General features: G+C 41.2%; 21 protein-coding genes and 2 pseudogenes. 5 read left to right on the top strand and 18 right to left on the bottom strand.

The annotated features are described in order from the left end of the window. Nucleotides 1-348: 348 nt before the first annotated feature. The 3 genes from OLD84_RS15930 to OLD84_RS15940 all read right to left on the bottom strand — a co-directional run bounded on the left by OLD84_RS15930 (nt 349) and on the right by OLD84_RS15940 (nt 3,892). Entirely contained in the window at nt 349-1,287 is a 939-nt protein-coding gene (locus OLD84_RS15930; RefSeq protein ID WP_209462426.1) for a nuclease-related domain-containing protein, read from the bottom strand. Between the two features lie 802 nt (nt 1,288-2,089). Beyond that, nucleotides 2,090-2,626: a transcription repressor NadR gene (locus OLD84_RS15935; protein WP_209462427.1), complete on the bottom strand. Its 537-nt coding sequence runs from the start codon at nt 2,624-2,626 to the stop codon at nt 2,090-2,092. A gap of 126 nt (nt 2,627-2,752) precedes the next feature. After that, complete coding sequence (locus tag OLD84_RS15940; protein WP_209462428.1) at nt 2,753-3,892, bottom strand: IscS subfamily cysteine desulfurase; 1,140 nt, start codon at nt 3,890-3,892, stop codon at nt 2,753-2,755. Nucleotides 3,893-4,218: 326 nt separating this feature from the next. Between OLD84_RS15940 and nadC the strand changes: the two genes are divergently transcribed. From nadC to OLD84_RS15960, 4 genes are all read left to right on the top strand, one after another. Next, complete coding sequence (gene nadC, locus OLD84_RS15945) at nt 4,219-5,049, top strand: carboxylating nicotinate-nucleotide diphosphorylase (protein ID WP_209462429.1); 831 nt, start codon at nt 4,219-4,221, stop codon at nt 5,047-5,049. A gap of 66 nt (nt 5,050-5,115) precedes the next feature. Then, nucleotides 5,116-6,228, top strand: a complete 1,113-nt coding sequence (nadA, locus tag OLD84_RS15950) for a quinolinate synthase NadA (RefSeq protein WP_209462430.1) — start codon at nt 5,116-5,118, stop codon at nt 6,226-6,228. A 751-nt stretch (nt 6,229-6,979) separates the two neighbouring features. Then, nucleotides 6,980-7,897, top strand: a complete 918-nt coding sequence (locus OLD84_RS15955; RefSeq protein ID WP_209462431.1) for a DUF2628 domain-containing protein — start codon at nt 6,980-6,982, stop codon at nt 7,895-7,897. A 96-nt stretch (nt 7,898-7,993) separates the two neighbouring features. Then, on the top strand, nt 7,994-8,389 hold the full coding sequence (locus tag OLD84_RS15960) for a secondary thiamine-phosphate synthase enzyme YjbQ (RefSeq protein WP_209462432.1): 396 nt from the start codon (nt 7,994-7,996) through the stop codon (nt 8,387-8,389). Nucleotides 8,390-8,768: 379 nt separating this feature from the next. Here the strand turns inward: OLD84_RS15960 and OLD84_RS15965 are convergent, their stop codons facing one another. The 8 genes and pseudogenes from OLD84_RS15965 to OLD84_RS15995 all read right to left on the bottom strand — a co-directional run bounded on the left by OLD84_RS15965 (nt 8,769) and on the right by OLD84_RS15995 (nt 16,495). Then, nucleotides 8,769-9,623 (bottom strand): ROK family protein, encoded by an 855-nt coding sequence (locus tag OLD84_RS15965; protein ID WP_209462433.1) that lies wholly within the window; start codon nt 9,621-9,623, stop codon nt 8,769-8,771. Between the two features lie 79 nt (nt 9,624-9,702). Next, the gene (manA, locus tag OLD84_RS15970; protein ID WP_209462434.1) at nt 9,703-10,659 is read right to left on the bottom strand and encodes a mannose-6-phosphate isomerase, class I; all 957 of its coding nucleotides are present in this window, start codon (nt 10,657-10,659) and stop codon (nt 9,703-9,705) included. Nucleotides 10,660-10,751: 92 nt separating this feature from the next. Continuing rightward, on the bottom strand, nt 10,752-12,683 hold the full coding sequence (locus OLD84_RS15975; RefSeq protein WP_209462435.1) for a BglG family transcription antiterminator: 1,932 nt from the start codon (nt 12,681-12,683) through the stop codon (nt 10,752-10,754). 174 nt (nt 12,684-12,857) lie between these two features. After that, nucleotides 12,858-12,990: pseudogene (locus OLD84_RS19510) on the bottom strand (hypothetical protein); the annotation flags it as partial. Nucleotides 12,991-13,073: 83 nt separating this feature from the next. Beyond that, nucleotides 13,074-14,462, bottom strand: a complete 1,389-nt coding sequence (locus tag OLD84_RS15980; protein WP_209462436.1) for a glycoside hydrolase family 1 protein — start codon at nt 14,460-14,462, stop codon at nt 13,074-13,076. A 13-nt stretch (nt 14,463-14,475) separates the two neighbouring features. After that, nucleotides 14,476-14,781, bottom strand: coding sequence for a PTS sugar transporter subunit IIA (locus OLD84_RS15985; RefSeq protein ID WP_209462437.1), 306 nt, complete (start codon nt 14,779-14,781; stop codon nt 14,476-14,478). A gap of 74 nt (nt 14,782-14,855) precedes the next feature. Continuing rightward, nucleotides 14,856-16,142, bottom strand: a complete 1,287-nt coding sequence (gene celB, locus OLD84_RS15990; protein ID WP_209462438.1) for a PTS cellobiose transporter subunit IIC — start codon at nt 16,140-16,142, stop codon at nt 14,856-14,858. Between the two features lie 44 nt (nt 16,143-16,186). Next, nucleotides 16,187-16,495 carry a PTS sugar transporter subunit IIB gene (locus tag OLD84_RS15995; protein ID WP_209462439.1) on the bottom strand — a complete coding sequence of 103 codons (309 nt, stop codon included), beginning with the start codon at nt 16,493-16,495 and terminating at the stop codon, nt 16,187-16,189. Between the two features lie 174 nt (nt 16,496-16,669). On the opposite strand from OLD84_RS15995, the pseudogene OLD84_RS16000 reads away from it, so the two are divergent. Then, a pseudogene (locus OLD84_RS16000) lies at nt 16,670-16,919 on the top strand (IS5/IS1182 family transposase); the annotation flags it as partial. A 211-nt stretch (nt 16,920-17,130) separates the two neighbouring features. Here the strand turns inward: OLD84_RS16000 and OLD84_RS16005 are convergent. The 7 genes from OLD84_RS16005 to rhaM form a co-directional block, all read right to left on the bottom strand. Next, nucleotides 17,131-18,213 (bottom strand): Gfo/Idh/MocA family protein, encoded by a 1,083-nt coding sequence (locus tag OLD84_RS16005; protein ID WP_209462440.1) that lies wholly within the window; start codon nt 18,211-18,213, stop codon nt 17,131-17,133. A 206-nt stretch (nt 18,214-18,419) separates the two neighbouring features. Continuing rightward, nucleotides 18,420-18,689: an LUD domain-containing protein gene (locus OLD84_RS16010; protein WP_245301500.1), complete on the bottom strand. Its 270-nt coding sequence runs from the start codon at nt 18,687-18,689 to the stop codon at nt 18,420-18,422. A gap of 66 nt (nt 18,690-18,755) precedes the next feature. After that, nucleotides 18,756-19,526, bottom strand: coding sequence for a DeoR/GlpR family DNA-binding transcription regulator (locus OLD84_RS16015; RefSeq protein ID WP_209462441.1), 771 nt, complete (start codon nt 19,524-19,526; stop codon nt 18,756-18,758). 89 nt (nt 19,527-19,615) lie between these two features. Next, nucleotides 19,616-21,679 carry a bifunctional aldolase/short-chain dehydrogenase gene (locus OLD84_RS16020; RefSeq protein ID WP_209462442.1) on the bottom strand — a complete coding sequence of 688 codons (2,064 nt, stop codon included), beginning with the start codon at nt 21,677-21,679 and terminating at the stop codon, nt 19,616-19,618. A gap of 122 nt (nt 21,680-21,801) precedes the next feature. Then, nucleotides 21,802-23,058, bottom strand: coding sequence for an L-rhamnose isomerase (gene rhaA / locus OLD84_RS16025; protein WP_209462443.1), 1,257 nt, complete (start codon nt 23,056-23,058; stop codon nt 21,802-21,804). Next, on the bottom strand, nt 23,055-24,479 hold the full coding sequence (gene rhaB / locus OLD84_RS16030) for a rhamnulokinase (RefSeq protein ID WP_209462444.1): 1,425 nt from the start codon (nt 24,477-24,479) through the stop codon (nt 23,055-23,057). Before rhaB ends, rhaA begins: the two co-directional genes overlap by 4 nt. Before the next feature lie 119 nt (nt 24,480-24,598). Next, complete coding sequence (gene rhaM / locus OLD84_RS16035) at nt 24,599-24,913, bottom strand: L-rhamnose mutarotase (RefSeq protein ID WP_209462445.1); 315 nt, start codon at nt 24,911-24,913, stop codon at nt 24,599-24,601. Nucleotides 24,914-25,202: the final 289 nt, after the last annotated feature.

Raw genomic sequence — 25,202 nt, forward strand, 5'->3', positions numbered from 1 at the left:
GGGATGCTAGTGCTCGTCCCTAGGATGCCGGTGCTCGACCTAGAGGTGCTGGTGCTCGAGCGAGCGGGAGATTGCTTCAATCGAGCAACAGGAGCTTCTACTCGAGCGAGAGCGAGTCTTATTCGATCGGTAGCGATGATTTTGAAGGTTGGCGCTCGACCTGGGAAGGGCGGTGCTCGAGCTGAACATCCGCCCGCTCGACCTGGGGATGCTAGTGCTCGACTCTGGGGTGCTCTCGCTCGACCTAAAAAGGCTGACGCGCGGCACGATGGATCTCGCTCTCAAACTCTTTCCCGCTCCAGTTAGCAATCCACCAATTTTCTACTAATCTTTGCACGCCGCTTAAAATCACTTTTCCCAGCGCCGTCGCTTTGCGTTATAAACCAATTTGGATTTTTTCAATAGCCTGGTTACTATGTTTCTGGATTCAACCTGAAGCCACCATCTACACTCCGAATTCGTTATCCATGTATTTCCAAGTAGCATATAATCATTGAGCGTTTGTTCATGCGCATGAGGTGAACGGTGATTACATTTCCTGCATCGCCAATTGTTATAAATCCGCTCCATGCCCAACACCCTGCACGCCGGACACTGTACACCCGGAAGCAGGTCACTCATTTTCACATCATGCCGCTTCATGATGTCAATATCATAGTCCAAGCATTCCTTCCGTATCATCGTTCCAATTGTACGATCCTGCAATGCAGCATGCGCCGGGAGTTGCTTGTTGAGCTCCAATATTTTCCTTGGAATATGTGCCCCGTGAGCAACCACCTTGGAAATTTCCTCTCTATCTCCTTCTACTTTAATGATCGTGCTTGGATCACTGATTGCAATAAAGGAATAAATCGGGATGCTGGGAATTTTTTTCTCTTGAAGCCATTGTTGAAGATGAAGCCGTTGGAGTTCTGCCTGCGATATAGGATGACTGAATCCTGTTTCCGATTCACCATTGTCGCGAGTAAATTGATCGAGGATGGTGTCAAAAATAAGCGTGCCCTGAAAATTTTTCACTTCCACTTTGAACATCGCGCTTTGTGTAATAATGAGATTATCTATCTGAAATGTCCTGCCCTGAACCTTGAGGCATACATCGTGAAGAATCAGAAACGGATGAGACAAAATCTGCTCAAGATGATAATCAACCTGCAGTTCTCCCTCGTATCCTTTCTTACTTTTTTGGTATTCCTGTTGCACATCCTTAAAACGTGGAAAATTCCGCTTCAAATACACCATGAGGATTTCATATTTTTTAAGTACAAGAGGTTTCTTCCGTCCTTTCATAATGTTTAACTCCTTTTATTTAAAGTACTGGGGGATCCTTCAGAGTATAATTGCAATTTGTTAATTATGCAATTATCAAAAAATAGAAAATACCGAAACAAAACAGACTAAAATAAGCTTTTTAAACCACCTTATTTAATTTTACACATACTATCACACGGAAAAATGTAAAATTGATTGTATTCTATTTAATTTTACATCTTTCTGGAGGTGTTGGCGCTCGACCTAGAAGTGCTGATGCGCGAGCGAGAGAGGGAGTTTTTAAGCCTGGCGCTCGACCTGGAGGTGCTCTTGCTCGACCTAGAGGGGCTGGTGCTCGACCTGAAGATCCTCCCGCGCGAGCGAGCGGGAGGATGGTTTACTCGAGCGGGACAGCGACTCACTCGAGCGACAGGAGATTCTATTCGAGCGAAAGAGGGAGTTTTTAAGCTTGGTGCTCGACCCAGAGGTGGTCTTGCTCGACCTGGAGGGGCTGGTGCTCGTCCCTGGGATGCTCCCGCTCGACCTAAAGAGGCTCCCGCTCGACCCGACACGCTCCTCTCCTGGTTCCGTTCCGCTAAAATTACTTCTCACTCGATGCGAACTTAACGATTTTACTAGTTAGCACTTAGTTAATAAAGGGCCGGTTATAGGGAAAAAGAAAATTTAAGTGTAGACGCTCGGTTCGGGGCTGAGCTCACCCGTTTCGATGTGCGCTATCCCGATTTGAGGCGGCTGCCTCCCGTTTCGACGTGCTCTCCCGATTCAGTGCAGTTCTCTCCCGATTCGAAGCCCCCTCTCCCGATCCTCCCCCCCATACCATTCACTGCAACAGTATTCCTTTCGCTTCCAAATCGCGACAGGCTGCTTCGATCTTGTCCATGGAATCAGCCTCCAGTGTATGGAGGTGGATTCCGTTCGTTAATTCCAGCAAATAGGCTGCATTGGTTTCATTTACGCGTTGAATAAATTGATCGACTTCCTTACGATTGCTGACTCGGACTGATGCGGTTAGATCACCATATACGCCGTGTTCGATGATCACATTAGAAACTCTCACCCCGTGATCGACGATGGTCGTAAGCTCTTCCCATGTTTGTTCAGATGTATGATTACAGGCAATGATATGGCGATAGACCGCTTCTTCAGATTCCTGTTTCAAATAGATGTATCCTTGACTTGTAGCAACGATCGGTTCATCTTTTGCTTTTAAGAGGGAAACGTCCTGCACAATAACCTGCCTACTTACATTCGCCTCTGCCGCAAAGGATTTTCCAGTAATGGGATCAGCACTCTCTTTCAATCGTTCTAAAATAAGGGCACGGCGGTCCGCACCTGAAATTTTACGATCATCTTTCATTTAGAATCCTCCTTTCTTTCGGTGAAAATTTTATTATCGTTCAATGAGCAGGCTGTGCGTCATAAATTCCCGATTTCTCACTCAATGGCGCTTATGGACACACAAGCAACAATTCCCCTATTCACACTAAACACGAACTCCCTCTCCAAAATAAGCTCCTAGCACTTCACGAAATACCGCTGCCGTTTGATCGATGTCCTCCATGGTTACCTGTTTGCCAAAGGACAGGCGAATAAATTGCTTTGCTTCTGCATCCGTTCTGCCTAATGCTTTGATCGTTCGGGAGGGTTCTTGTTTTCCAACTTGACAGGCACTGCCAGTCGAGATCGCGACACCGTGGCGGTTGCACTCAAGCATCGTATATTGCCCCTCTACGTTAGCGATCCGAAGGCCTAGAATATGGGGCAGAAAATGCGTTTCATCTCCTTCAACCGTAATCATCGAAGGTAGAGATGCCATCAATTTCGCTCGCAATTCAGTAATACGTTCTCCTTCCTTCATGATAGCATCACAGACTGCTTTTGCGGAAGTCACAAATGCTGCGATCCCTGGCACATTTACCGTCCCTGGGCGGAATCCCGATTCATGCGTTGTATGTGGGATTTGCGGCTGCCATTTGACTTTAGGATCGATATAGGCTGCCCCCACCCCTTTTGGCCCGTAAATTTTATGGCTGGATAGGGATAGACTATCCAGTTTAAACTGCCTCAAATCGATCGGGATTTTTCCAAACGTTTGGACACAATCTGCGTGGAATAGGATATTGTTTTCCTGTAATAGATTGCCTATCGCTTCAATCGGCTGCACCGTGCCAATCTCCCCGTTCGCATGGTGAATCGATGCGAGGATGGTCGTTTCCCTGATCGCGTCCTCAACGTCATCGACCGCAAGTCTGCCGCTATCATCCACTGGCAAATACGTCACGTCAAATCCTTCCCCTTCCATTTTCTTAAAAAAATGATCCACCGAGGAATGCTCGGTGGCTGTCGTAATCAGATGATTCCCTTTTTCCTTATGTGCATCAATCAGCGAGCTTAATGCCAGGCTATTCGCTTCTGATCCGCCGCTCGTAAAATAAATCCCTTCTTTTGCGCCGTGAAGCAAATTTGCCAATTCCTCCCGACATGTCTCCAACAATTGAAATGCATCTGAACCAGCATCGTGCAAGCTGTTCGCATTCCCGAAAAAAGATTTTGAAACCTTTGTATACACGTCTAAAGCCTCATCTGAGATTGGTGTTGTCGCCGCATAATCTAAGTAAATCATAACAGCACTCCTGTCTATTTTTTAAAAATTTTATATAAAAGTCTTGTTTTTAGTTTAATAGTATGTAAATATAGGTGTCAAGACACATGTATATGTATTGCAAAATAAAGGAGTTATCATGATGACTGCAAACGCCATTATTATCAGTGGTAGCGGTATTGCTGCACGAACAGTGGTGATAAATGAAGTGCGGCTAAGAATGTGATTTTTTTCACAAGGAAGACAGGAATTCCTATTTGGCGCTAGGAGAAATTGCTGCCGCTGTTGACCTGATGACCACTTGACCGATCATTACGAAGCTAAACGACAGGAGGTATCTCACGTACATGAACAAAATCAAATTACGAACAGCGCTGCAATCTTTTTTAATCGAAGATATTGGAGACGCTGATCGAACAAGTACCGCTATCTTCCCCCCAGATCAATTAGGAAAAGGAATATTTTTAGCAAAAGAGGAAGGAATTATAGCTGGATTAGCACTCATCGAGGAGTCCTATCACTTACTCGACCCAACAATAGAAGTGGAGATATTTTATAAAGACGGCGACCAGGTATATCCGGGGGATGAGATTGCCACGGTAAGCGGCCCAATCCTGTGCATCCTGTCAGGGGAACGCGTCATTCTCAACCTGATCCAGCGCATGAGCGGAATTGCAAGCATGACTAAAAAATGTGCGGAAACGTTAAACGATGACACCATCGAGATTTGTGATACACGAAAAACGTCACCGGGCCTGCGAATGTTTGAAAAGTATGCTGTAACCGCGGGAGGCGGGAAAAATCACCGCTTCGGACTCTATGACGGGATCATGATCAAGGATAATCATATCGCCTTTTGCGGATCGATTTCAAAAGCGGTCCGAGCAGCGCGTCAACATAGTGGTCACATGACAATGATCGAAGTGGAAGCAGAAACAAAAGCGCAAGTTATAGAAGCCGTTGAGGCAAATGCCGATCGTATTATGTTTGATAATCGAAATCCCGATGAAGTGAAAGAACTTGCTACCTATGTCCCGAAGCATATTGTCACCGAGGCATCCGGAGGTATTACCTTAGATAATCTAACAACCTATCAACACACCGGCGTGGATTATATCTCCCTCGGCTTCATCACCCATTCCATAAAAGCACTGGATATCAGTTTGAACATTGATTAAAAGGGTGGCTGTAGAAGTCAGGAGAAATTTTAAGAAAAACGAATTGTATAGTGGGAGGAAATAAAAATGAGTTTATTAAAAATGATCCAAAACACGGAAAATCAAATGATGCCAGATCATTACAAAAACCTATCTACAGAAGAAATGGAAAACCGCGTGTGGCAGTTAAAGGATAAATTTGGGGATAAACTTTTTATTCCAGGCCATCATTATCAAAAAGATGAAGTCATCCAGTTCGCAGATGTAACCGGCGACTCCCTACAACTCGCCCAAGTAGCAGCAGATAACACGGATGCCGCATACATCGTGTTTTGCGGTGTTCATTTTATGGCAGAAACGGCAGATATTTTAACAAAAAAGGAGCAAAAAGTTATTTTGCCGGATATGCGCGCAGGCTGTTCCATGGCAGACATGGCCAACATCACCCAAACCGAACGCGGCTGGAAGGAAATGCAAGACACATTCGGCGACACAATCGTTCCCTTAACATACGTCAACTCGACCGCAGCAATCAAATCATTCGTCGGAGAAAATGGCGGCGCAACCGTCACATCCTCCAACGCGAAAAAGATGCTGGAATGGGCTTTCACACAAAAAGAGCGCATCCTATTTTTACCAGATCAGCATTTAGGAAGAAACACAGCCTATGATCTCGGCGTCCCACTGGAAAACATGGCCGTCTGGAATCCCATTACAGATACATTCGAATATGACGGCGACGACCTGCAAAACGTACAGGTCATCTTATGGAAAGGACACTGTTCCGTACACGAAAATTTTACCGAAAGCAACATCAACCATATTCGTAAAACAAAACCAGCAACCAACATCATTGTCCACCCGGAATGCTCACGAGAAGTCGTAGCCAGATCAGACTACGCCGGCTCAACAAAATATATTATCGAAACTATCTCGAATGCGGCACCCGGCACCGAATGGGCGGTCGGTACAGAAATGAACCTCGTCAACCGACTCACCAAGCAACACCTGGACAAAGATGTCTTTTCATTAAATCCAATGATGTGCCCATGCCTAACCATGAACCGAATCGATTTAGCCCACCTCCTATGGTCACTAGAAACCATCGAAAAAGGAGAAATCATCAACCAAATCAAAGTAGAACCCGAAGTGGCTAAATGGTCAGTAAAGGCGCTCGATCGTATGTTGGAAAGAGTGTAGAGATTGGGGAGCGCGGCTGGGAGCGCTGTGCCGGTTTGGGGTGGTGCTCCCTCCCGATTTGGGGCGGATGTCTCCCGGTTTAGGTGCGCTGTCCCGATTTGGCGGTGCTGTCGCTCGAGTGAGGCATTCTCCCGCTTGATCGAGCGACAGAAGTCCAAGGTCGAGCCCCAGCCTTCAAAATTGTCACTGCCGATCGAATGAGATACTTTCTCGCTCGAGTAGATGCTTCTGTCGCTCGAGTGAGGCATTCTCCCACTCGATCGAGCGACAGAAGTCCAAGGTCGAGCGAGAGGATGGCCAGATCGAGCGCCACCGCTCCAAGATCGAGCCCCAGCCTTCAAAATTGTCACTGCCGATCGAATGAGATACTTTCTCGCTCGAGTGAGGCGTTCTCCCGCTCGATCGAGCGACAGAAGTCCAAGGTCGAGCGAGAGGATGGCCAGATCGAGCGCCCCCCCTCCAAGGTCGAGCCCCAGCCTTCAAAATTGTCACTGCCGATCGAATGAGATACTTTCTCGCTCGAGTAGATGCTTCTGTCGCTCGAGTGAGGCAATCTCCCGCTTGCCCGAGCACCATTTTTGCAATATACTGTTTAAAATTCTTGATCATATCGTTTACTCATTTAGGACACGCTCCATTTCATTGATGATTTTATTATAGTACATCCAAGGCCAAGCGACTCCTCCTAACCACCTATTCACTTTTCCATAAATAACTGTATAATAATGGATATAGAGGGAGGTGAATGAAAATGTACTGTTCGAATTGTGGAAAAGAAATTGATCCAAATGGCCGTTTTTGCACACATTGTAGTCATCCTTTACATACAGAACATGACTATCAGGCGGCAGCGATTGAATCCGACACGCCAGATGATGTGATTTTCGAGGAAGACATGCGCCTATTTGTCGGGAAAAACAGTGCGTATTACGATAGAAAATGGCAGAAAGCGGAAGAAAAAAATGGCGTCTCCTTTAATTTTGCAGCTTTCTTTTTATCAATACTTTGGCTTGGTTACAGGAAAATGTATACGTTCGTTTTTTACATAGCAATCCTATTTCTAGGCATTGACCTGGTATTATATTTTATTGGATATGAATACGAATTTGCGAGAATTGACCCTATTGATCAAGGAATCAACATAGGTGTAGCTGTAACAATTGGACTGTATGGCAATCATTTATACAAAAAAGAAGCCGAAAAACGCGTACAATCGATCCAAAATACAACGACCACAGCAGGTGAAAAAGAGAAGCAATTAAAGGAAAAAGGCGGCAAAGTCTGGTATGGCCCCATTCTTGCATTCCTGATTATAATCGTTGTTTATGTCATACCAACCCTGTTTATACCAGTAAATGTAAATGCGGTTGATGAAGCCAGATACAGCTCATTTTATGAGTATCCTGATGTTGAAATCGGCGTCATGTTCGATTCTGTTTTCGATAATGGCGAGTGGCATCACGTAGAAGAGCGTGACACATATGACATCGTGGAATACACCGGCATCGACGCCCAAAATTATGATATAGCCATTCAATTTCAAATCTTTGCAGATAGTGATGCATTCGAAGTGTTTTCAGTCACAATGGACGGCATGGAATTAGATGTATTTGACATCAATCTATTCCTAGAAAATGTATTCACCGAATATGATAGGCTTTATTATTAGGAAATTAATCTCCTGCTGATTGCCAGCGGGAGATTTTATTAATTGTTTATTTTTAGTAAGATGAAGGAAAGGACATTTTAGAAAGGATGAAACCCATTGGAGAAATTATTCAATTTAAAAACAAACCATCACTCCGAAATGACAGATATTACATCAACCATTGAAAACTGGATTAGACAAGAAGGCGTGAAGGACGGCATTTTAGTGGTCACCTCCCTGCACACCACCGCCGGTATCACGGTTAATGAAGACGCCGATCCCGACGTGAAAACAGATATGCTAATGCGGCTTGATGAGGTCTATCCATGGCATCACACAAAGGATAAACACGGCGAAGGAAACACAGCAGCCCACCTAAAAACAAGTACCGTAGGACATGCCCAAACACTAGTCATTTCAGGCGGCAAGCTTGTTCTAGGTACATGGCAAGGCGTCTATTTTTGTGAGTTTGACGGACCACGGCAGCGGAAATTTCATGTGAAGGTGGTTTAGAGGAGATTATGCGGGGGCTTTCTGGAGTGACGCTCGATTCGGGGCTGGGCTCTCCTGATTTCGGGGTGCTGTCTCCCGAATTCGTGGCTCTCTCCCGATTCGGTGTGGCTGTCTCCCGGTTTCGAGGCTCCCTCTACCGATTTGGTGTGGCTGCCTCCCGATTCAACCTGCCTCTCCCCGCTTAATAATCTCCATGTACTTTTCAATTTTTCGCGACACCACGAATTGTAATGTAAAAGTAATTTCAGGATTACGAAGTGTTGCCTTGATTTCTCTTTTGATATAACGTAATTGTAAAAATTAATATTTGACTGATAATCAATGCGTAAAAATCCTTTGGTTCTCACCCAAAAAAGTCAGACCAGGCATTTACTATACCTCACTCACCAAACGTCAATGCCAACGCACCTTTCACGCCTTGCTCATCCGCAAGTCCCGGAGCGACAATGAATTCACTTCGACTCCCGATCTCCACATATCCGTTCACTAACTCCAGAACCTTCTCCCGAATCAGCGGGTACAAGTTTTCCTGCTTCATCACACCACCGCCAAGAATAATCATTTCCGGTGACAAAATCATCGTATAATTCACAATCGCCTGCGCAAGATAATAGGCTTCTAGTTCCCATACTTCCTCTTTATCCGAAAGAGATACACCTTTTTGCCCATATCGTTTTTCAATCGCAGTACCTGAAGCCAGGCCTTCTAAACATGCCCCGTGATAAGGACAGCTTCCTGCAAATGTATCATCCTCCCTTTGTTGCACAAAAATATGCCCCATCTCAGGATGATTTTTGCCTATGTATGTTTTCCCGTCCTGTACAAATCCAGCACCAATCCCTGTTCCAACTGTGATATATAAGCAACTTTTTACATCACTGGCTACACCATATTTATACTCGCCCAACGCCGCAGCATTGACATCCGTATCTAAATAAACTGGAACTTGAAAAGCGCGCTTTAAATTTCCCAAAAGATCATAGTGCTTCCATTTTGTTTTTGGTGTATTTAAAATCGTTCCATATGTTTCACTGTCTACGTCCAAATCAATCGGGCCAAAACTCCCCACACCTAAAGCCTCAATTGAATAGGTGTTGAAAAATTCCCGCACCGCTTTTATTGTTTCCTCCGGATCAACAGTTGGTAGGCTTATCTTATTGATGATCCTACCAGAATCATCGCCCACCGCACATACAAATTTTGTTCCACCTGCTTCGATTCCACCTAATAACATCTCTTCCCCTCCTTAGAAAACTGGCATTCTTTCCTACCTTCGTTGCACTTATACAGAAAGAAATATGAATATACCTTCTTTACTGCCAAGAAACCACAAACTCCGCTTCTCCAACAAGTTCATACGTCTTCACACTATAAGGCAAAATAAAGTGACTTCCCTTCTCAATACCGAAACGTTTTCCAGCAACTGTAATTTCAGCATTCCCTTCTATTACACTAACCTGTAAAAAGTCCGCATTTAGTTGCTTTGAAACCTTGCCGTTCAGCTGCCAATGCGAAACACTAAAATAGTTTTCCTCCACCAGCTTTTTCTCTGTTAAATCCTCTACTACGGCTACAACTGACTCTGTATCTGCCGGCAGATGAGGCACTGTCGTCACCTGTTTTGCCCGATCTAAATGCAATTCTCGCTTATTTCCGGCTGCATCCGTTCGCTCGTAGTCATACACGCGATAGGTTATATCAGAGCTTTGCTGTATTTCCAGAATAACAATTCCTTTACCAATGGCGTGGATCGTGCCACTTGGAACGTAAAAAAAGTCGCCCGCTTGTACGGTTACACGCTTTAGTAATGCATCCCACTTGCCAGCATCCATCATCTGCTCTAATTCCTCCCGAGACTCCGCATGATGCCCCAAAACAATTTCCGCATCCGCCTCGGCACTTAGCACGTACCAGCACTCCGTTTTCCCATAAGGCTGCCCCTCAACGTCACATGCAAAGGAATCATTGGGGTGCACTTGTACAGATAAATCGTCATTCGCATCCAACATTTTGACCAGCAATGGGTATTCCTCATTCGTGCCAGCTTTTTTATTAAATAGCTCTCCATGCTCATTCCAAGCGTCAGCCAGCGTTTTACCTTCCAGCAGCCCGTTCGTAATAACACTTGCCCCGTTGGGATGTGCGGAAATAACCCATGCCTCCCCTGTTTTTTCGAATAGAATATCGTAGTTGTATTCGGTTTGCAGCTTTTGCCCGCCCCAGATTCGCTCCTGGAATACTGGTTTCAAAAAAATTGGTTCATTGTCCATTTTTTTCCTCCGTTCTACTTTCACATACCCTTTTGTGTATAACTAAATATACCATATAAACGCATAATAGAGAGCCTATACTATTCAGCTCTCTATTTCATCATTACATGAATAAACTCTTCATATGTTTTCGCCTTTATCAATTTCTGAACCATTGAGGCGCTATCAATCACATTTCCCAGCAAATCATACATCTCCTGTAGATCTTCCGTGCTATTTTTCTTAATACTAAGCACACATATAAATTGTACCGACTTATCCCCCCATTCAATAGGCTTATCCAATGTGCATATTGCAAGAAATGTTTCTTCTGATTTAGGTGTTATGGGATGAGGAACTGCGACCAAGTTGCCAAATGATGTTGGTGCGATTTGCTCTCGTTCATAGATCGATTCCAAGAACGTTTTGTCCACTAAGCCTTTTTCTACTAATTGTTCATGCATAAATGCTAAAGCTTCTTCTTTCGTATGAATGTTTTTTCTTAGATACAAGAGGTCTTTTTGAAACAAATCCGTTATGCTTTTCTGGCTATCCATCACAAATTGATTTATTTTTTCCAGGTCATGATCCCCTAATATCGCATTAACCTCAATTACCGGAACTGTCAACTCTTCCGGGATTGGAATGGAGCTAACGATAAAATCAATTTCATTTAAATTATAGTTATCAAGCTTGTAATACTCGGTAGTCCCAACCACATCCATTTCTGTTGTGAATTTGGACTTTAGCTTATAATAGATCAATTGGGCAGTACCTAACCCAGATGCGCACACAATTAAGCATCGTTTCGGACCTGATTTTAATTTCTGCCTCTCGATCGCCGCTCCAATATGGAGAGAGAGGTACCCAATTTCATTTTCATCAAATCTCGTTCCCGCATGTGCTTCAATCGCCATTCCAGCTAAAATTCCTGCTTCAAAAGCAAGCGGGTAATTCTTTTTAATATCCTGGAGCATCGGGTTTCTTACATTCATTCCATACCTGTATCGATTAATGGCAGGCTTTAAGTGTAGACCTAGACCAATGATTAATTCCTTATCCTGCTTGATTCCTAGATTGAATTCTTGTTCTACTTTATCCAGTGCAAGCATCACCAGCTGATAAATATCATCGTCCATTGCTTCCACAATTTCATCTGTCGCATTTGCTTTAGATAGCAGTTTTGTCCCCAATAAATGAATGGCAATATAAGCAATTTCTGCTTGGGGAAACGCCACGTGAAACGTATTTTCCACTTCTTGAACAATCTTTTTTGCTACTTCATATTCTTTTTGATCCGTAATTTGCTTCAAATCCGTTTGATACAAGGTCACATGGTAGCCACTTTTAATCCGTTTATAGGCAATCCCAATGTGAATCAGAAGGTTATTTATCGCTATATCGGATAAGGTGATTTCATTTTCCTTCACCTGTTTCATGATGATCGCCAAAATAAAGTCCAGTTCTTTTTGGCCTAGGGTCGACAGATGAGTCTCTGTCAAACGTTGACTCGCCTCATCTTCCCGGTCAAATATATATTCTGCCATACAAAAACGGAGCTTAAGCTCACTACCCTTTACCTTTAAACCATAATTGGGTAGCGATTCCAAACCGATATCGTATTCACTGAGTATATGCTTCACTTGTTTTAAATCATTTTGAATTGTTGATCTACTTACATAGACTTCATCCGCTAAATCATCAAGCTTTACAAATCCTTCACTCAGCAGCAAGCGCTTAATGACATAAGCTATTCGATCTTCCGGGGATTTTGGTATCATGCTAGCACTCGTCACTTCTTCTTTAAATACAGATTTTAAGAACGTACGAAACTTTTGATCATCATGAATTGCTAATTGATACCCATGTCCCATAACAGTATCAATTGTTGCACCGTTCTCTGAAAGCAACTCATTTACGCGCTTCACATCTTCCCTTGTGGTACGTGACGTGACCTTATTTATGTTCCCCAGGTATTTTCCTGTTAATGGGGCCTGTTCAGCCATCAGTTCACCTAAAATTGTTCTCATTCTGGAGTTCAACATACAGCCTATCTCCTTATCAACACACATCTTTCTATTTTTTGAAAAAGGGCTCTGATTTAAACAAACCAGAGCCCTTAGAAAACTTGGTTGTCACCAAGCTTTTGGGTGACAAACTTAGTTGCACTTATGCAGTAAGAAAGTATTTTTTACTTTCTTATCTGCCGAAAAATTAAATTACTCTTGACACATGAAACTGTGTAGATAGTCTTTGTGAGCTTCTCAGCATTTCATTCAGTACTTCTTTTGCAATCGTATCTGAAGGAACTAATGGATTAATCGTCATGGCAAGTAGCGCTTTTGGGTAATCATTCCCGTAGGAGACGTGTATTCAGGCTGCTACTTTACGTTATTCGTATGCTTCTTACAAGATTCTTGTAGAAATCAGCTTAGTTAAAATCCATTACTTTCAGAAACAGCTTTTATCCAATGCGCACTTTTCTTCGGTGTTCGTTTCTGTGTTTCCAGATCAACAGAGAAGAATCCATATCTATTCTTATATGCATTCATCCATGACCAGTTATCCATAAATGCCCATAGATGATAGCCTTTTGCATTACATCCTTCTTCGATTGCTTTATGCAACCACTTCAAATGCTCACTTATAAATTCAATACGATAGTCATCCTGGATTTCTCCATCTTGGATAAATCGGCCTTCGTCTTGAACGCCCATCCCATTTTCTGAAATAAAGGATTCGATATTCCCATAATTTTCTTTTAGGTTAATCATAATATCGTAAATGCCTTTTTCGTAAATTTCCCAACCACGATATTTATTCATTTTTCTTCCAGGCATTTCATAATTATCAAAGAACCAGTCTGGCATAAATGGACCATATGGATTTGGAAGATGTTCTTTGGCCTTTACGCGGCGAGGCTGGTAATAGTTCACACCAAGAAGCTCTGCTGTGTTTGCTTTTAACAGCTCCTTATCACCATCATGTGTAACTGGTAATTGGCCATGCTCCCTTAAAATTTCAATTAACTCCTCCGGATATTCTCCCAATACAGATGGGTCTAAGAAACTGCGGTTAAAAAATAAATCCGTTATGCGCGATGCTCTAAGATCAGCAGGGTTCTGACTTCTCGGATACGATGGTGTTAAATTTAAGATAATACCAATTTTCCCATCCTTGAAATTAAATGTGCGGTACGCTTCAACTCCCTTTGCATGGGCAATCATTGTATTATAAGCTACTTGGGTTGCCCGTTTTGCATCAACCACGTTTGGATAATGAAAATCGTAAAGATAGCCTCCTTCTACTGGAACAATTGGTTCGTTGAAAGTAAACCATTTCGTCACGCGATCACCGAACAGGCGGAAACATTCCGTAGCATACGTTTTATAGGCTTCAACTACTTCTCTACTTTCCCATCCACCCTCATTTTGCAATTCCAGTGGCATATCAAAGTGGAATAAATTAACAAATGGTTCAATACCTTGCGCAAGTAATTCATCAATCACGTTATTATAAAATTCTACCGCTTCTGGATTAACCTCACCACGGCCACCAGGGATTAAACGGGACCAGGAGATGGACATGCGGAATGTATTATGACCAATGTCTTTCATTAATTGGATATCTTCTTTATACGAATGATAAAAACCAGACGTAGTTTCAGGACCGACATTTTCAAAGAAGCGATTTGGTTCTGTTTCATACCAGTAATCCCAAATATTCTTCCCCTTACCTCCTTCGTTCGCTGCGCCTTCTATTTGTGTGGCTGAAGTTGCGCTTCCCCACCAAAAATCTTTTGGAAACTTATAATCTACTGTCATGAATATACCTCCATTATTTATTTCTGTAAATTTCAATGATTTCAATGGCCAAATCTCGTACCGTCATCGAAGTCATTAGGTGGTCTTGTGAGTGAATCAAAATTACATTAATCGCAGACCCTTCACCACTTGCTTCTTCTTGAAGTAGATTGGTTTGGTAGCCATGCGCCTTGCCTAATTCTTCGCCTGCTGATTCAATCAACTTATCCGCTTCATCAAAATTCCCTTCTTTTGCTTCTTGTATTGCTTCCATTGCACTCGATTTACCATTTCCAGCATATAAAATAATCTGGAAAGCTACTTCTGTCATTTTGTCCATCTGTCCATCACCCCTGAAGTTTTCAGTAATAGCCCCGGAAATGATGCTGATACGAGGCTATTACCTATATTTGATTATTTAGCACTTTTTTCTGATTCGTAGTAGTTTTTATCCAGTAATTTCAGGAACGGCCACCAAATTGCCATGACGACAAGTATATTCACAAGTTGCAATACAGCACCTTGCCATGCATTACCTGTAGCTAAGAATCCATTCAAAATCGGTGGTGTTGTCCATGGAACGATAATCCCAGCGGGTGGTGGCACTAATCCGGTTACCATTGACGTGTACGTTATAACGGTTGCAACAACAGGTGCTAAGATCCATGGGATGAGAACTAATGGATTCATAATGATAGGCAACCCAAATATAATTGGTTCGTTTACGTTGAATAATCCGGCCGGGGCACCCAATCTACCAATTTCCTTAAGCTGTCTACTTTTTCCAATAATAAAGATTAGAAGAATAACAGACAGTGTCATCCCTGATCCACCACTACCAACAAGAAATGAATCAATAAATTGCTTGGTTATAATGTTTGGTAACTCTGTACCTGCTTGAAATGCTTGTAGGTTTTGGTCGTTTAACGCATACCAGATCGGATCCATCACGGAGTTTGTAATGATTTGTCCATGTAATCCAAAGAACCAAAAGACCTGTGTCAACAATACTATAATGATTGTGGCAGTTAAACCACTACCTAGTGCTGTTAGCGGTTCTTGAATTATTGTATAAATAAAGTTCTGTACGGTATCAAATGGTGTATAACTAAATATAATGCGAACTAATATAAATGCAGTAAGTGTCATCGTGATTGGAATTAATGCACTGAATGATCGTGACACTGCCTCCGGAACACCAGCTGGCATCTTAATTGTCCAATTCTTTTGCACAAAAAATCGGTATAGCTCAGCTGCAATGAAAGCGGTGAAAATCCCTAGAAACATTCCTTCTGCACCAAGACTTGAAGTTGGAATAACACCGGAGACCCCTTCCAGTACCTGTGGGGTTAAAATGAGGAAGGCCGCAAATGCAACGACACCCCCGTAAATGGCTTCCCCGCCATAATGCTGGGTTAACTTATAACCTATCCCAATAATTACAAATGTTCCCATGATACCCAACGTTGCATCTGAAGCTGGTCCCAAAGCACTTTGATAGGCTGCAAATGCTTCCTCACCTATCATTCGATCAAGGAATGGAAAGTTTGCTAAAACAACAAATATGGAACCAAAAATAATTAATGGTAATGCAACCATGAACCCATCACGTAAAGCAGTTAAATAACGGTTGTTATTTAATTTTTCAGCAATAGGCATTAGGATATTCTCTAATAATTGCATGAATTTACTATCATTCATTTCTCTCTCCCCTTTCTAAAATACTTCCCTATGAAACTCCCTTATTACTCACCTATTAATTCGATAGCTTTATTCAACACTGCTTCCCCATCTGCTCGTCCATATGCTACTGGATCGATGACATCTAATGGAATACCTACTTCTTCCGCTACCTTCGAATACTTCTTCTTCATGAATCTCATTTGCGGACCAATCAATAAAACGTCCGCCCTTTCCATTTCACTTGGTGCTTTATCCTGAGCCACAGCCCAAATTTCAGCCTCAATTCCCTTTTCCTCAGCTGCCTCCTCCATTTTTCTCACTAAAATACTTGTAGACATCCCTGATGCACATGCTAATAATATACGTTTCATCTATAACCCCTCCTCGGTTTTGTTGTATGACTTGATGTTATATTCTTATTATAGATGATAAGCGCTTTCATCTACACACATTGTTCTTCCGTTAGGTGGCGGAAGTGATTAAGCGCTTACATTAAAATTTATATATATCCCGATGTGATATTTATTACCTAAGAAGTTGTATCGAAAGAAGGATGCTATAAGCCTAGTGCTAAATCAAAGTCCTATTCGGTAAGTGTTAAATCAGAAGAACATCAACACAAAAAGAATTTCAAGATAGTGAGGCATTTAAGAAAGAAAGTTATACCATTGAAGCAAAGAATAGCGAACTAAAACATAGACACATAATTTATAGTTTTCCTCATCTTCGGATCTCAATCGCATGCACATGCAAGAGGCATTAGTTGTTTTCACCGTTAATATCAAACGAATATGAAACTCATGGAATAAAAGATGTACTACAATCCCGCCTCATTTGAAAAAACGGTTCAGTTTAGAGAAATTCATTCTAAACTGAACCGTTTTTATTTTATATTTTTTTAAACTTTGTTTTAACGTCAGTTCTTCAGTAGCCTCATCATGAGCTAGTCTTTTTTTAAAATGTTCTTGAGCAGGGTACACTCAATCAACATGTTCCCCATTATTGATTAGCGTTCTATTTCAATCTGAATGGCTTGTTCTTGTGCTTCAATACATAAAGTTGCCGCCCGAAAGGCATGTTCTTGCGTCATAGCATTTTCTGTACCATTTAAGCAATCCAAAATAAACGCTCCAAAGAAAGGAAAACCAACTTTGCCGGATAACTCGAAGTGTTTCTCCCCTTCATGATTCACCAGGTACAAGTTGTCAGGAGAGGAACTGCGTGCAATATCAATGTATTTCCTCACTTCAATATAACCTTCTGTCCCAAGAATCAACACACGACCATCTCCCCAAGTCCCCAGTCCATCAGGTGTGAGCCAATCGACACGGAAATAGAAAGTGGCCCCATTATCAGCGACTAAGGTAGCATCGCCAAAATCTTGAAACTCCGGGTGATCTTTAAATGTATAGTTACCAACTTTACTATGCAGTACTTGTGCATCCTTCGCATTTGTATAATGTAAGAACTGTTCAATCTGGTGACTGCCAATGTCGCAAAGAATACCACCAAAACGCTCGGGATCAAAAAACCAATCCGGTCTGTTATTCGCATTCGCTCGGTGTGGGCCGGTTCCAATCACCTGGACAACCTTTCCAATGGCACCTTCTTCAATAAGTTGCCCAGCAAAGACAGCGCTTTCAACGTGCAACCTCTCACTATAATAGATTCCCCATTTTAGTCCTGTTTCTTCTGTCTTTTGTTTAGCCTGTTCTACCTGTTCTATTTTTGTGAATGCAGGTTTAGCTGTAAAGTAATGTTTTCCATGATCGAGAACTTTTAAGCCAAGGGTTCCTCTCTCTGAAGGTATATTCGCACTCGCGACCAAACTTATTTCCTCGTTTTTCAAAACTTCTTGTTCTGAAGAAGCTATTGAAACGCCTGAAAAAGTCTCACAAAACCTTTTTACCTTCTCAGGATCTGGATCGTAGACGGACACTAATTCACCGCCTGCTTCTATCAATCCATTACACATTCCATAAATGTGACCATGATCCAAACCGATAGCTGCAAAGAGGAACTCCCCCTTCTCTACTACTTTGTTGACGTTTCCTTTAGGAGCATCATTCATTCCATTATTTTTATTCATTTTACTGTCCCCTTCTATCGCTTCCAATATTAATTGGTTGCACGTCTCTATGGTGTCATTAAAGAATCGATATGTTGTTCCACAAGATCACCCAGAAAACCTATTAATTAAGGTACAATCTTACTCAGAAAGAGTTATGCTTACGATTATTTTTCAAGGTGTAAAATCGTTCTTCCACTACGATATAAGTAGCCTTAATCGAACCATCAACACCAACAACCATTTATTTCAATATCCGCACTGTTACTGGGGCCTGTAATAAAATTCACACATAAAACGACTTCCTTCTCGCTTTCAATGTGTTGGTGGATTTTTCTAGTTGCTTGCGACATACGAGGAACAAATGTACTTTTTGAAATGATAGAAATAAAAGCCGCAGGCAACAAACATACAGATCTACCTTTTTTCGTTTCCACTAAAAAGGACTCCCTTTCCTGAATCGGCTCATGTACGATCACTAAATGTAATGCCTCCATCGGCTTTCTCTGCTAAACGGATATCTCATTTCCATTTTAAAAAATACTTCTAACAACCATGGTGTCTTATTCTGTAAATACTTTAATTAAATGTAGTGACTTTTCTTCTAATTGTTTAACAACGTTCTGATCGATCTTACTATCTGTAATAATATGGTCAATAACATCCAAACTCTTTAGATGTGAAAAGGCCTGCACACCAAACTTACTGTGATCGATCATAATAAAGACCTGATCAGCACTTTCAATCATTTTTGTCTTAATTCTCGCCTGCCGTTCATCTGATTCACTAATCCCCCGGTCTACATGCAGACCCTTGCAGGAAATAAATGCTTTACCCACATGGTACGCATCAAATGATGACTCCGCTAATGGGCCAACATAAGACAGGGACTTCGTTAGCAACGTTCCACCTGTTGACATAACGGTAATTTGTTTTTTTGAACTTAATTCCATTGCTACTTTCATGGAGTTTGTTAGTACGGTTAGAGCGATATCCGGTAAGGCTCTGGCCATATACCAAGCTGTGGTACTGGCATCTAAAATCACTTTGTCTCCTTCTACTACTTGCTTAATTGCTTCGAGAGCTATTTCATTTTTTTCTTTAACGTTTGTTATTTCCCTTTCAGAATAAGGAATTTCCAGGGAGTCTGAGGGGGTAGTGCTAATAGCTCCACCATGGCTTCTGGATAATTTCTTCTCCACTTCTAATTTTTCCAAGTCTCTACGAATTGTTTCCTCGGTAACGGAAAAAAGCTGACTTAATTCATTTACTCGTACACTTTTTTTCTCATTTACTAATTTCACTATTTTTTGTTGTCTTTCTGCAACCAGCATATGCTTAACCTTCCTTCTAATCTTAGATAGCTATCCTATTATTTTACAATAGATTCCCTGCAGGTAACAGGGAATCTATTCGTCATCTATTATCTAGTAAACGCAGCCGCAACCCCACCATCAACCGTAACCATGCAGCCAGTCGTTTTTGCTGCCTTGGATGATGATAAGAATGCAATCGAATCAGCAATATCTTCTGGTAAGATATTTACATTTAATATCGTTCTCTTACGATAGTGCTCTTCTAAATCACCTTCACCAATTCCATAAGATGATGCTCTTTCTTTTTTCCACTGTGAATCCCAGATTTTCGATCCACGAATAACAGCATCTGGTAATACGGAGTTTACACGAATTCCATGTTCCCCGCCATCTGCAGCAATGGTTCTGGCCAGGTGTACTTCTGCCGCTTTAGCAGTACTATAGGCTGCTGCGTTTTTACCAGCATAAATCGAGTTTTTCGATCCTACAAATACCATACTACCACCAATTTCCTGATCCTTCATTAACTTAAATGCTTCTCTTGCAACAAGGAAGTATCCTGTGACTAAAACATTCATATTTAGGTTCCATTTATCAAGCGTGGTCTCTTCAAAAGGGCTTGAACTTGCTAAACCAGCATTATTAACAATGATATCTAATCCACCATATGTAAGCGCTGATGACTGGATTGCAGCTATTACTTCTTCTTCCTTCGTAACATCCATTTTTACTGCTAAGGCTCGGTTTTCGCCATATTGTTCATTCATTTCAGCAGCTTGTTGTTGTGCTCCTTCTAAATTAATATCTGCAACAACGACATGTGCACCTTCCGATAAAAGGCGTTTGCATGTTGCACTACCAATTCCTCCAGCTCCACCCGTTACAAATGCAACGTGACGTGAGAATTCTGCTTCTGGTGGGGCTAAGCTTAATTTATAAAGTTCCAGTGGCCAGTATTCAATCGCGAATGATTCTGCTTCATTTAATGATACAAAGTCCCCTAGAATCGTTGAACCTCTCATAACGGATACTGCCCGGTGATACAGTGATTCACTTACATTAGCAGCAGACCAGCTTTTCCCTGTATTAATCATGCCAATTCCCGGGATAAGTAAGACTCGTGGTACTGCCTCTACCATCTTGTCACCTTCTGATTTATTACGGTTAAAGTAGGAAATATACGTTTCTTTAAAGGCGGCAATTCCTGCTTGCACGCGTTCAATCAATTGATTGACATCTTGACTTGCTGGATCCCACTCTACGAACAATGGCGCTCTCTTTGTGTGCACCAAATGATCCGGACATGCAGCACCTACTTGTGATAGCTCTTTCGCATCTTTACTATTCACAAAAGATAGAATGTTTTCACTGTCATCGTTCGTGACGATCATCTTTTTATCTTCACTTACCTCCCCGCGAATAACAGGTAATACGGATGCGAGAATCGTTTTTCTTTCATCAGAAGTTAAAGAATCATACTTTGATCCACCGAATAATTCTTTTCCTTCTGCTTTATTTTCAAGATAATCCTCCGCTTCCTGAATAACGGAAATCGTATTATCATAACTTTCCTTGGAAGTTTCTCCCCAAGTAACGAGCCCATGTTTCTCCATAATAACGAGTTCAGCGTTCGGATTCGCCTTCACTCCTTCTGCAATCATTTTAGAAAGCTTGAATCCTGGTCGTACGTAAGGAACCCATACATATCGATCTCCGTAAATTTCCTTGGCTATCTCAGGTCCATTGGTAGCACAAGCAATGCTAATGATCGCATCCGGATGGGTATGATCCACATGCTTGTAAGGCAAAAAGGCATGTAAGAGTGTTTCTATTGATGAACGGGGATGTTTAGCGTCTATCATACAATGCGCTAAATAATCCACCATTTCTTCATCTGTCATATCCTCTCTTTCCATTAATGGCCTAATGTCTTCCATTCTTAACCCGGTGAAATTTTTCTCTTTCATTGTCGCAAGGTCAGAACCACTACCCTTTACCCACATCACTTCCACTTCATTCCCTCGGAAGTCCGTTTCTGTGGATTTCGTTGAGGTATTTCCTCCACCCCAGTTAGCTACTGATCTATCCTGGCCTAGTAAATTAGAACGATATACTAGTTCATTTAAACCGTTTTTAAAGGTTGAATTATTATCCCATCTGTTTTTCACCATTTATAAACCCTCCTGTAATTCCATCTAGAAATAAGCTTAACATATTTCTGTTTACTTTTGAATACTTTTGATTTTGTTTATTTTTGCATTCGAAAACGGATAAGAGAGAACAGCTATGAAAATTAAATTCTCTTTGATAAAACGGCATCTTCGTAACTTTTCACTTCATCCAACCATGTCTCGCCCACTGGTACACCCATTTTTTCACAATAGTAATTCCAGATGGCTCCAAATGGATAGGTTTTGAATTCCTCCATTAGTGCCAGCCTTTCTGTGAAATTACCGTCTTCTTGTAGTTGTTTCATATATTCATTTGGTGTAAGCATCGCATACAGCAATGATTTAATCATATTTCGCGTGCCAATCGTCCATGCGGCAACACGGTTAATACTAGCATCGAAAAAATCAAGCCCAATAGAGACTTTATCTAGTGCATCATTTCGAACAATCTCCAAACCTATTTCACGTAGCTCATCATCTAAAATAACAACATGATCACTATCCCATCGGACGGGTCTGGATACATGTAAAGCCAATTTATCACTATATAGAAGCATCGCTGAAATTTTATTCGACACTACTTCCGTCGGGTGATAGTGACCAGTATCTAGTAAACATAACTTATTATTTTTTAAAGCATATCCCATATAAAATTCATGCGAACCAACGACATAAGCTTCCGAGCCAATTCCGAATAATTTACTTTCGACTGCATCTTCATTGTATTTTTCATCAATTTCAACTGCATAAATTTCATCAAGTGACTCTTTCAGCCTTTTTCTTGGAGTTAATCGATCACTCGGTATATCTTTATAGCCATCAGGTATCCAAATATTGGTTAATGCCGGTGTACCCAGCTCTTTACCGAAGTATGCGGCTATCTTACGACTTGCGATACAATGCCTGATCCAAAAATCTCTAATCGATTTATCCGGATGCGCTAATGTGAAACCGTCATCTGATTTTTCGTGGGAAAATAAAGTAGGATTAAAATCTAAGCCAAGTTCATTCTCTTTTGCCCAATTAACCCAGTTTTCGAAATGCTTTGGTTCTAATTGATCCCTTTCCACAACTTCGCCGTTTGTTTCTCCATAAATAGCATGTAAATTTACTCGATGTTTACCTGGAATGAGGGAAAGTGCTTTTTCCAGATCACTTCTTAGTTCATCAGGTGTCGTTGCTTTACCTGGATAGTTTCCTGTAACATCAATTCCACCTGATAGTTCTTGTTGATTTGTTTCAAAGCCCACAACATCATCGCCTTGCCAACAATGAATGGAAATAGGCACGTCTTGCAGTTTCTCTAATACCTCTTCAACATTGATGCCCCATTTTTCATACTGCTTTTTTGCTGTCTGATAATCTTCTTGAATGCTCATCTTAATCCCTCCACTTTCTTTTTACTCGTATATTTTTCCAATTCAAAGGAATTCTTAATTATATTTCTCGCTTCCTTTAGTCCTTTTATTTCATCTAAGGTGATTAATTGGGAGACAACGTTCCCTATTGCTGTAGCTTCGACTGGACCCGCTAGCACTTCTTTCTTCGTTGTATCCGCTATTAATTGATTTAACATTTCGTTCTGCGCCCCGCCGCCAATCACATTAATTGTTTGGAAATCCTTCTCATAAACTTCTTCAATCTGATTGATTGCCGTTTGATAACTGACAGCTAAACTATCAAATACACATTTTGCCACCTGGCCTGGGTTCTGGGGAATGGATTGAGCCGTTTCCGCGCAATACGTTTGAATCTCCTCAATCATATTTTCCGGTTTAAGAAATCTATCGTCATCAACATTAACTTTCGAATGAAAGTCTATTTCCTGATTAGCCAATCCAACGAATTCTGCGAATGAATAGGTATTATGATAATTTCTCTTCACTTCCTGTATCATCCAAAGACCCATAATATTCTTCAAGAAACGAAAGCGGTAATCAAATCCACCTTCATTTGTGAAATTGTAATCCAATGCCTTCGTAACACAAATCGGGAAGTTATTTTCCACCCCAATTAAGGACCACGTCCCTGAACTAATATAGATCGTATCATCTGCTTCAGGTACTGAAACAACAGCCGATCCTGTATCATGAGTAGCCGGCAACAGCACGTTCATGTCGAAACCAAATTCCTTAACGAGTTCCGCCTTTAGGTTACCCAGTGATGATGTAGGTGGTAGAATTTCCTGGAACATATCCTTATTTATTCCTAATTGGTCTAATAGATCCTTATCCCACTTTTTCGTAAAAGCGTTAACCAATTGTGTGGTGGTTGCGTTTGTATATTCGTTTGCTTTTACCCCTGACAGCAGATAATTCAAATAGTCTGGGATCATGAGAAACGTTTTCGCCTTTTCTAAAATTTCAGGATTGCTTTTTTTGAGTGCATGTAATTGATAAATAGTGTTGAACTTTTGAAATTGAATTCCCGTTTCAAGGTACAATCGTTCTTTGCTAATATGAGTAAAAACTTCTTCCATCATTCCATCTGTTCTCGAATCACGGTAAGCGACAGCATCTGTAAGTAACGCATCATTTTCATCCAACAAGACAAAGTCAACAGCCCATGTGTCGATGCCTATACTTTCAGGTTTAAGCCCTTGTTCACGACACGCATGAATGCCTTTTTTAATTTCTTTGAACAGTGATTCTAAATCCCAACAAAAGTGATCGCCCTTTTTCATAATCGTGTTCTCAAAACGATGGACCTCTTTCAGTTTTAATTTTTCATTTTCTACATAACCAGCAACTAACTTTCCACTTGAGGCTCCGATGTCTATTGCCAGACTGCATTTGTTCATAGATATCCTCCCCCTCTGAATTCATTTTACTATACGATGATTGCCCACTATCGCACGAACGATTAGCGCTGTCTCGTGAAATTATTACCCTATTTTCCCTATGCTTATTGTCATGTTCTCTAATCAAGATGAAATACTTGTTTTAATTCCTTAGAAACTGGGCTGTTATCAGGATTTGTCTCCATTACAGGTTCCATAAATGACCACCATTTTTGATTTATTTCTGTTGAAGCCATTTTCTCCCATGTCTCTTCATCCTCAATCTCTACATAACCAAATAGCTTGCTAGTTTCTTCATCTAAAAAAATAGAATAATTAGTGGCACCATGTCTATGTAATTCATCCACCATTTCAGGCCAAATTTCATTATGACGCTTCTCATATTCTTCATGCTTATCCGGGTAAACGTTCATCACAACTGCCTTTCTAATCATTTAATTCATCCTTTCCTATGATTTTATAAGAAAAATGTTATCGGTTACATTTGATGTTATTAATCCATATTTTATACGTAACTTATTAGTAAGTCAACACAAAACCACATAAAAACATGCTTTATATTTGGTTTTATTTTTGTTTTAAACCTGATTAAATTGAATTTACGGTCTCAATTTTAAAGTACTAAAAAATATCGATAAATAACTACCCCTCCTTCTAGTTATCATCGATATTTAAAATGGTCTTGTAATGATTCGTTCTTTATCACCTAAGAAATTCCTTCTC

The organism is Virgibacillus natechei, assembly GCF_026013645.1.
In the GTDB taxonomy this organism is placed as follows: Bacteria; Bacillota; Bacilli; order Bacillales; family Amphibacillaceae; genus Virgibacillus_L; species Virgibacillus_L natechei.

Bases quoted from the DNA above. Each gene is read 5' to 3' on its own strand.
- OLD84_RS16010 (WP_245301500.1), bottom strand. From the start codon at position 18,689: ATGGAGGCATTACATTTAGTGATCGTACATGAGCCGATTCAGGAAAGG.
- OLD84_RS15940 (WP_209462428.1), bottom strand. From the start codon at position 3,892: ATGATTTACTTAGATTATGCGGCGACAACACCAATCTCAGATGAGGCT.
- manA (WP_209462434.1), bottom strand. From the start codon at position 10,659: ATGGACAATGAACCAATTTTTTTGAAACCAGTATTCCAGGAGCGAATC.
- OLD84_RS16005 (WP_209462440.1), bottom strand. From the start codon at position 18,213: ATGAATAAAAATAATGGAATGAATGATGCTCCTAAAGGAAACGTCAAC.
- OLD84_RS15965 (WP_209462433.1), bottom strand. From the start codon at position 9,623: ATGTTATTAGGTGGAATCGAAGCAGGTGGAACAAAATTTGTATGTGCG.
- OLD84_RS15980 (WP_209462436.1), bottom strand. From the start codon at position 14,462: ATGACAGTAGATTATAAGTTTCCAAAAGATTTTTGGTGGGGAAGCGCA.
- rhaB (WP_209462444.1), bottom strand. From the start codon at position 24,479: ATGAACAAATGCAGTCTGGCAATAGACATCGGAGCCTCAAGTGGAAAG.
- nadA (WP_209462430.1), top strand. From the start codon at position 5,116: ATGAGTTTATTAAAAATGATCCAAAACACGGAAAATCAAATGATGCCA.
- rhaA (WP_209462443.1), bottom strand. From the start codon at position 23,058: ATGAGCATTCAAGAAGATTATCAGACAGCAAAAAAGCAGTATGAAAAA.
- OLD84_RS15935 (WP_209462427.1), bottom strand. From the start codon at position 2,626: ATGAAAGATGATCGTAAAATTTCAGGTGCGGACCGCCGTGCCCTTATT.
- OLD84_RS15930 (WP_209462426.1), bottom strand. From the start codon at position 1,287: ATGAAAGGACGGAAGAAACCTCTTGTACTTAAAAAATATGAAATCCTC.
- nadC (WP_209462429.1), top strand. From the start codon at position 4,219: ATGAACAAAATCAAATTACGAACAGCGCTGCAATCTTTTTTAATCGAA.
- OLD84_RS16015 (WP_209462441.1), bottom strand. From the start codon at position 19,526: ATGCTGGTTGCAGAAAGACAACAAAAAATAGTGAAATTAGTAAATGAG.
- OLD84_RS16020 (WP_209462442.1), bottom strand. From the start codon at position 21,679: ATGGTGAAAAACAGATGGGATAATAATTCAACCTTTAAAAACGGTTTA.
- celB (WP_209462438.1), bottom strand. From the start codon at position 16,142: ATGAATGATAGTAAATTCATGCAATTATTAGAGAATATCCTAATGCCT.
- rhaM (WP_209462445.1), bottom strand. From the start codon at position 24,913: ATGATTAGAAAGGCAGTTGTGATGAACGTTTACCCGGATAAGCATGAA.
- OLD84_RS15985 (WP_209462437.1), bottom strand. From the start codon at position 14,781: ATGGACAAAATGACAGAAGTAGCTTTCCAGATTATTTTATATGCTGGA.
- OLD84_RS15995 (WP_209462439.1), bottom strand. From the start codon at position 16,495: ATGAAACGTATATTATTAGCATGTGCATCAGGGATGTCTACAAGTATT.
- OLD84_RS15955 (WP_209462431.1), top strand. From the start codon at position 6,980: ATGTACTGTTCGAATTGTGGAAAAGAAATTGATCCAAATGGCCGTTTT.
- OLD84_RS15975 (WP_209462435.1), bottom strand. From the start codon at position 12,683: ATGTTGAACTCCAGAATGAGAACAATTTTAGGTGAACTGATGGCTGAA.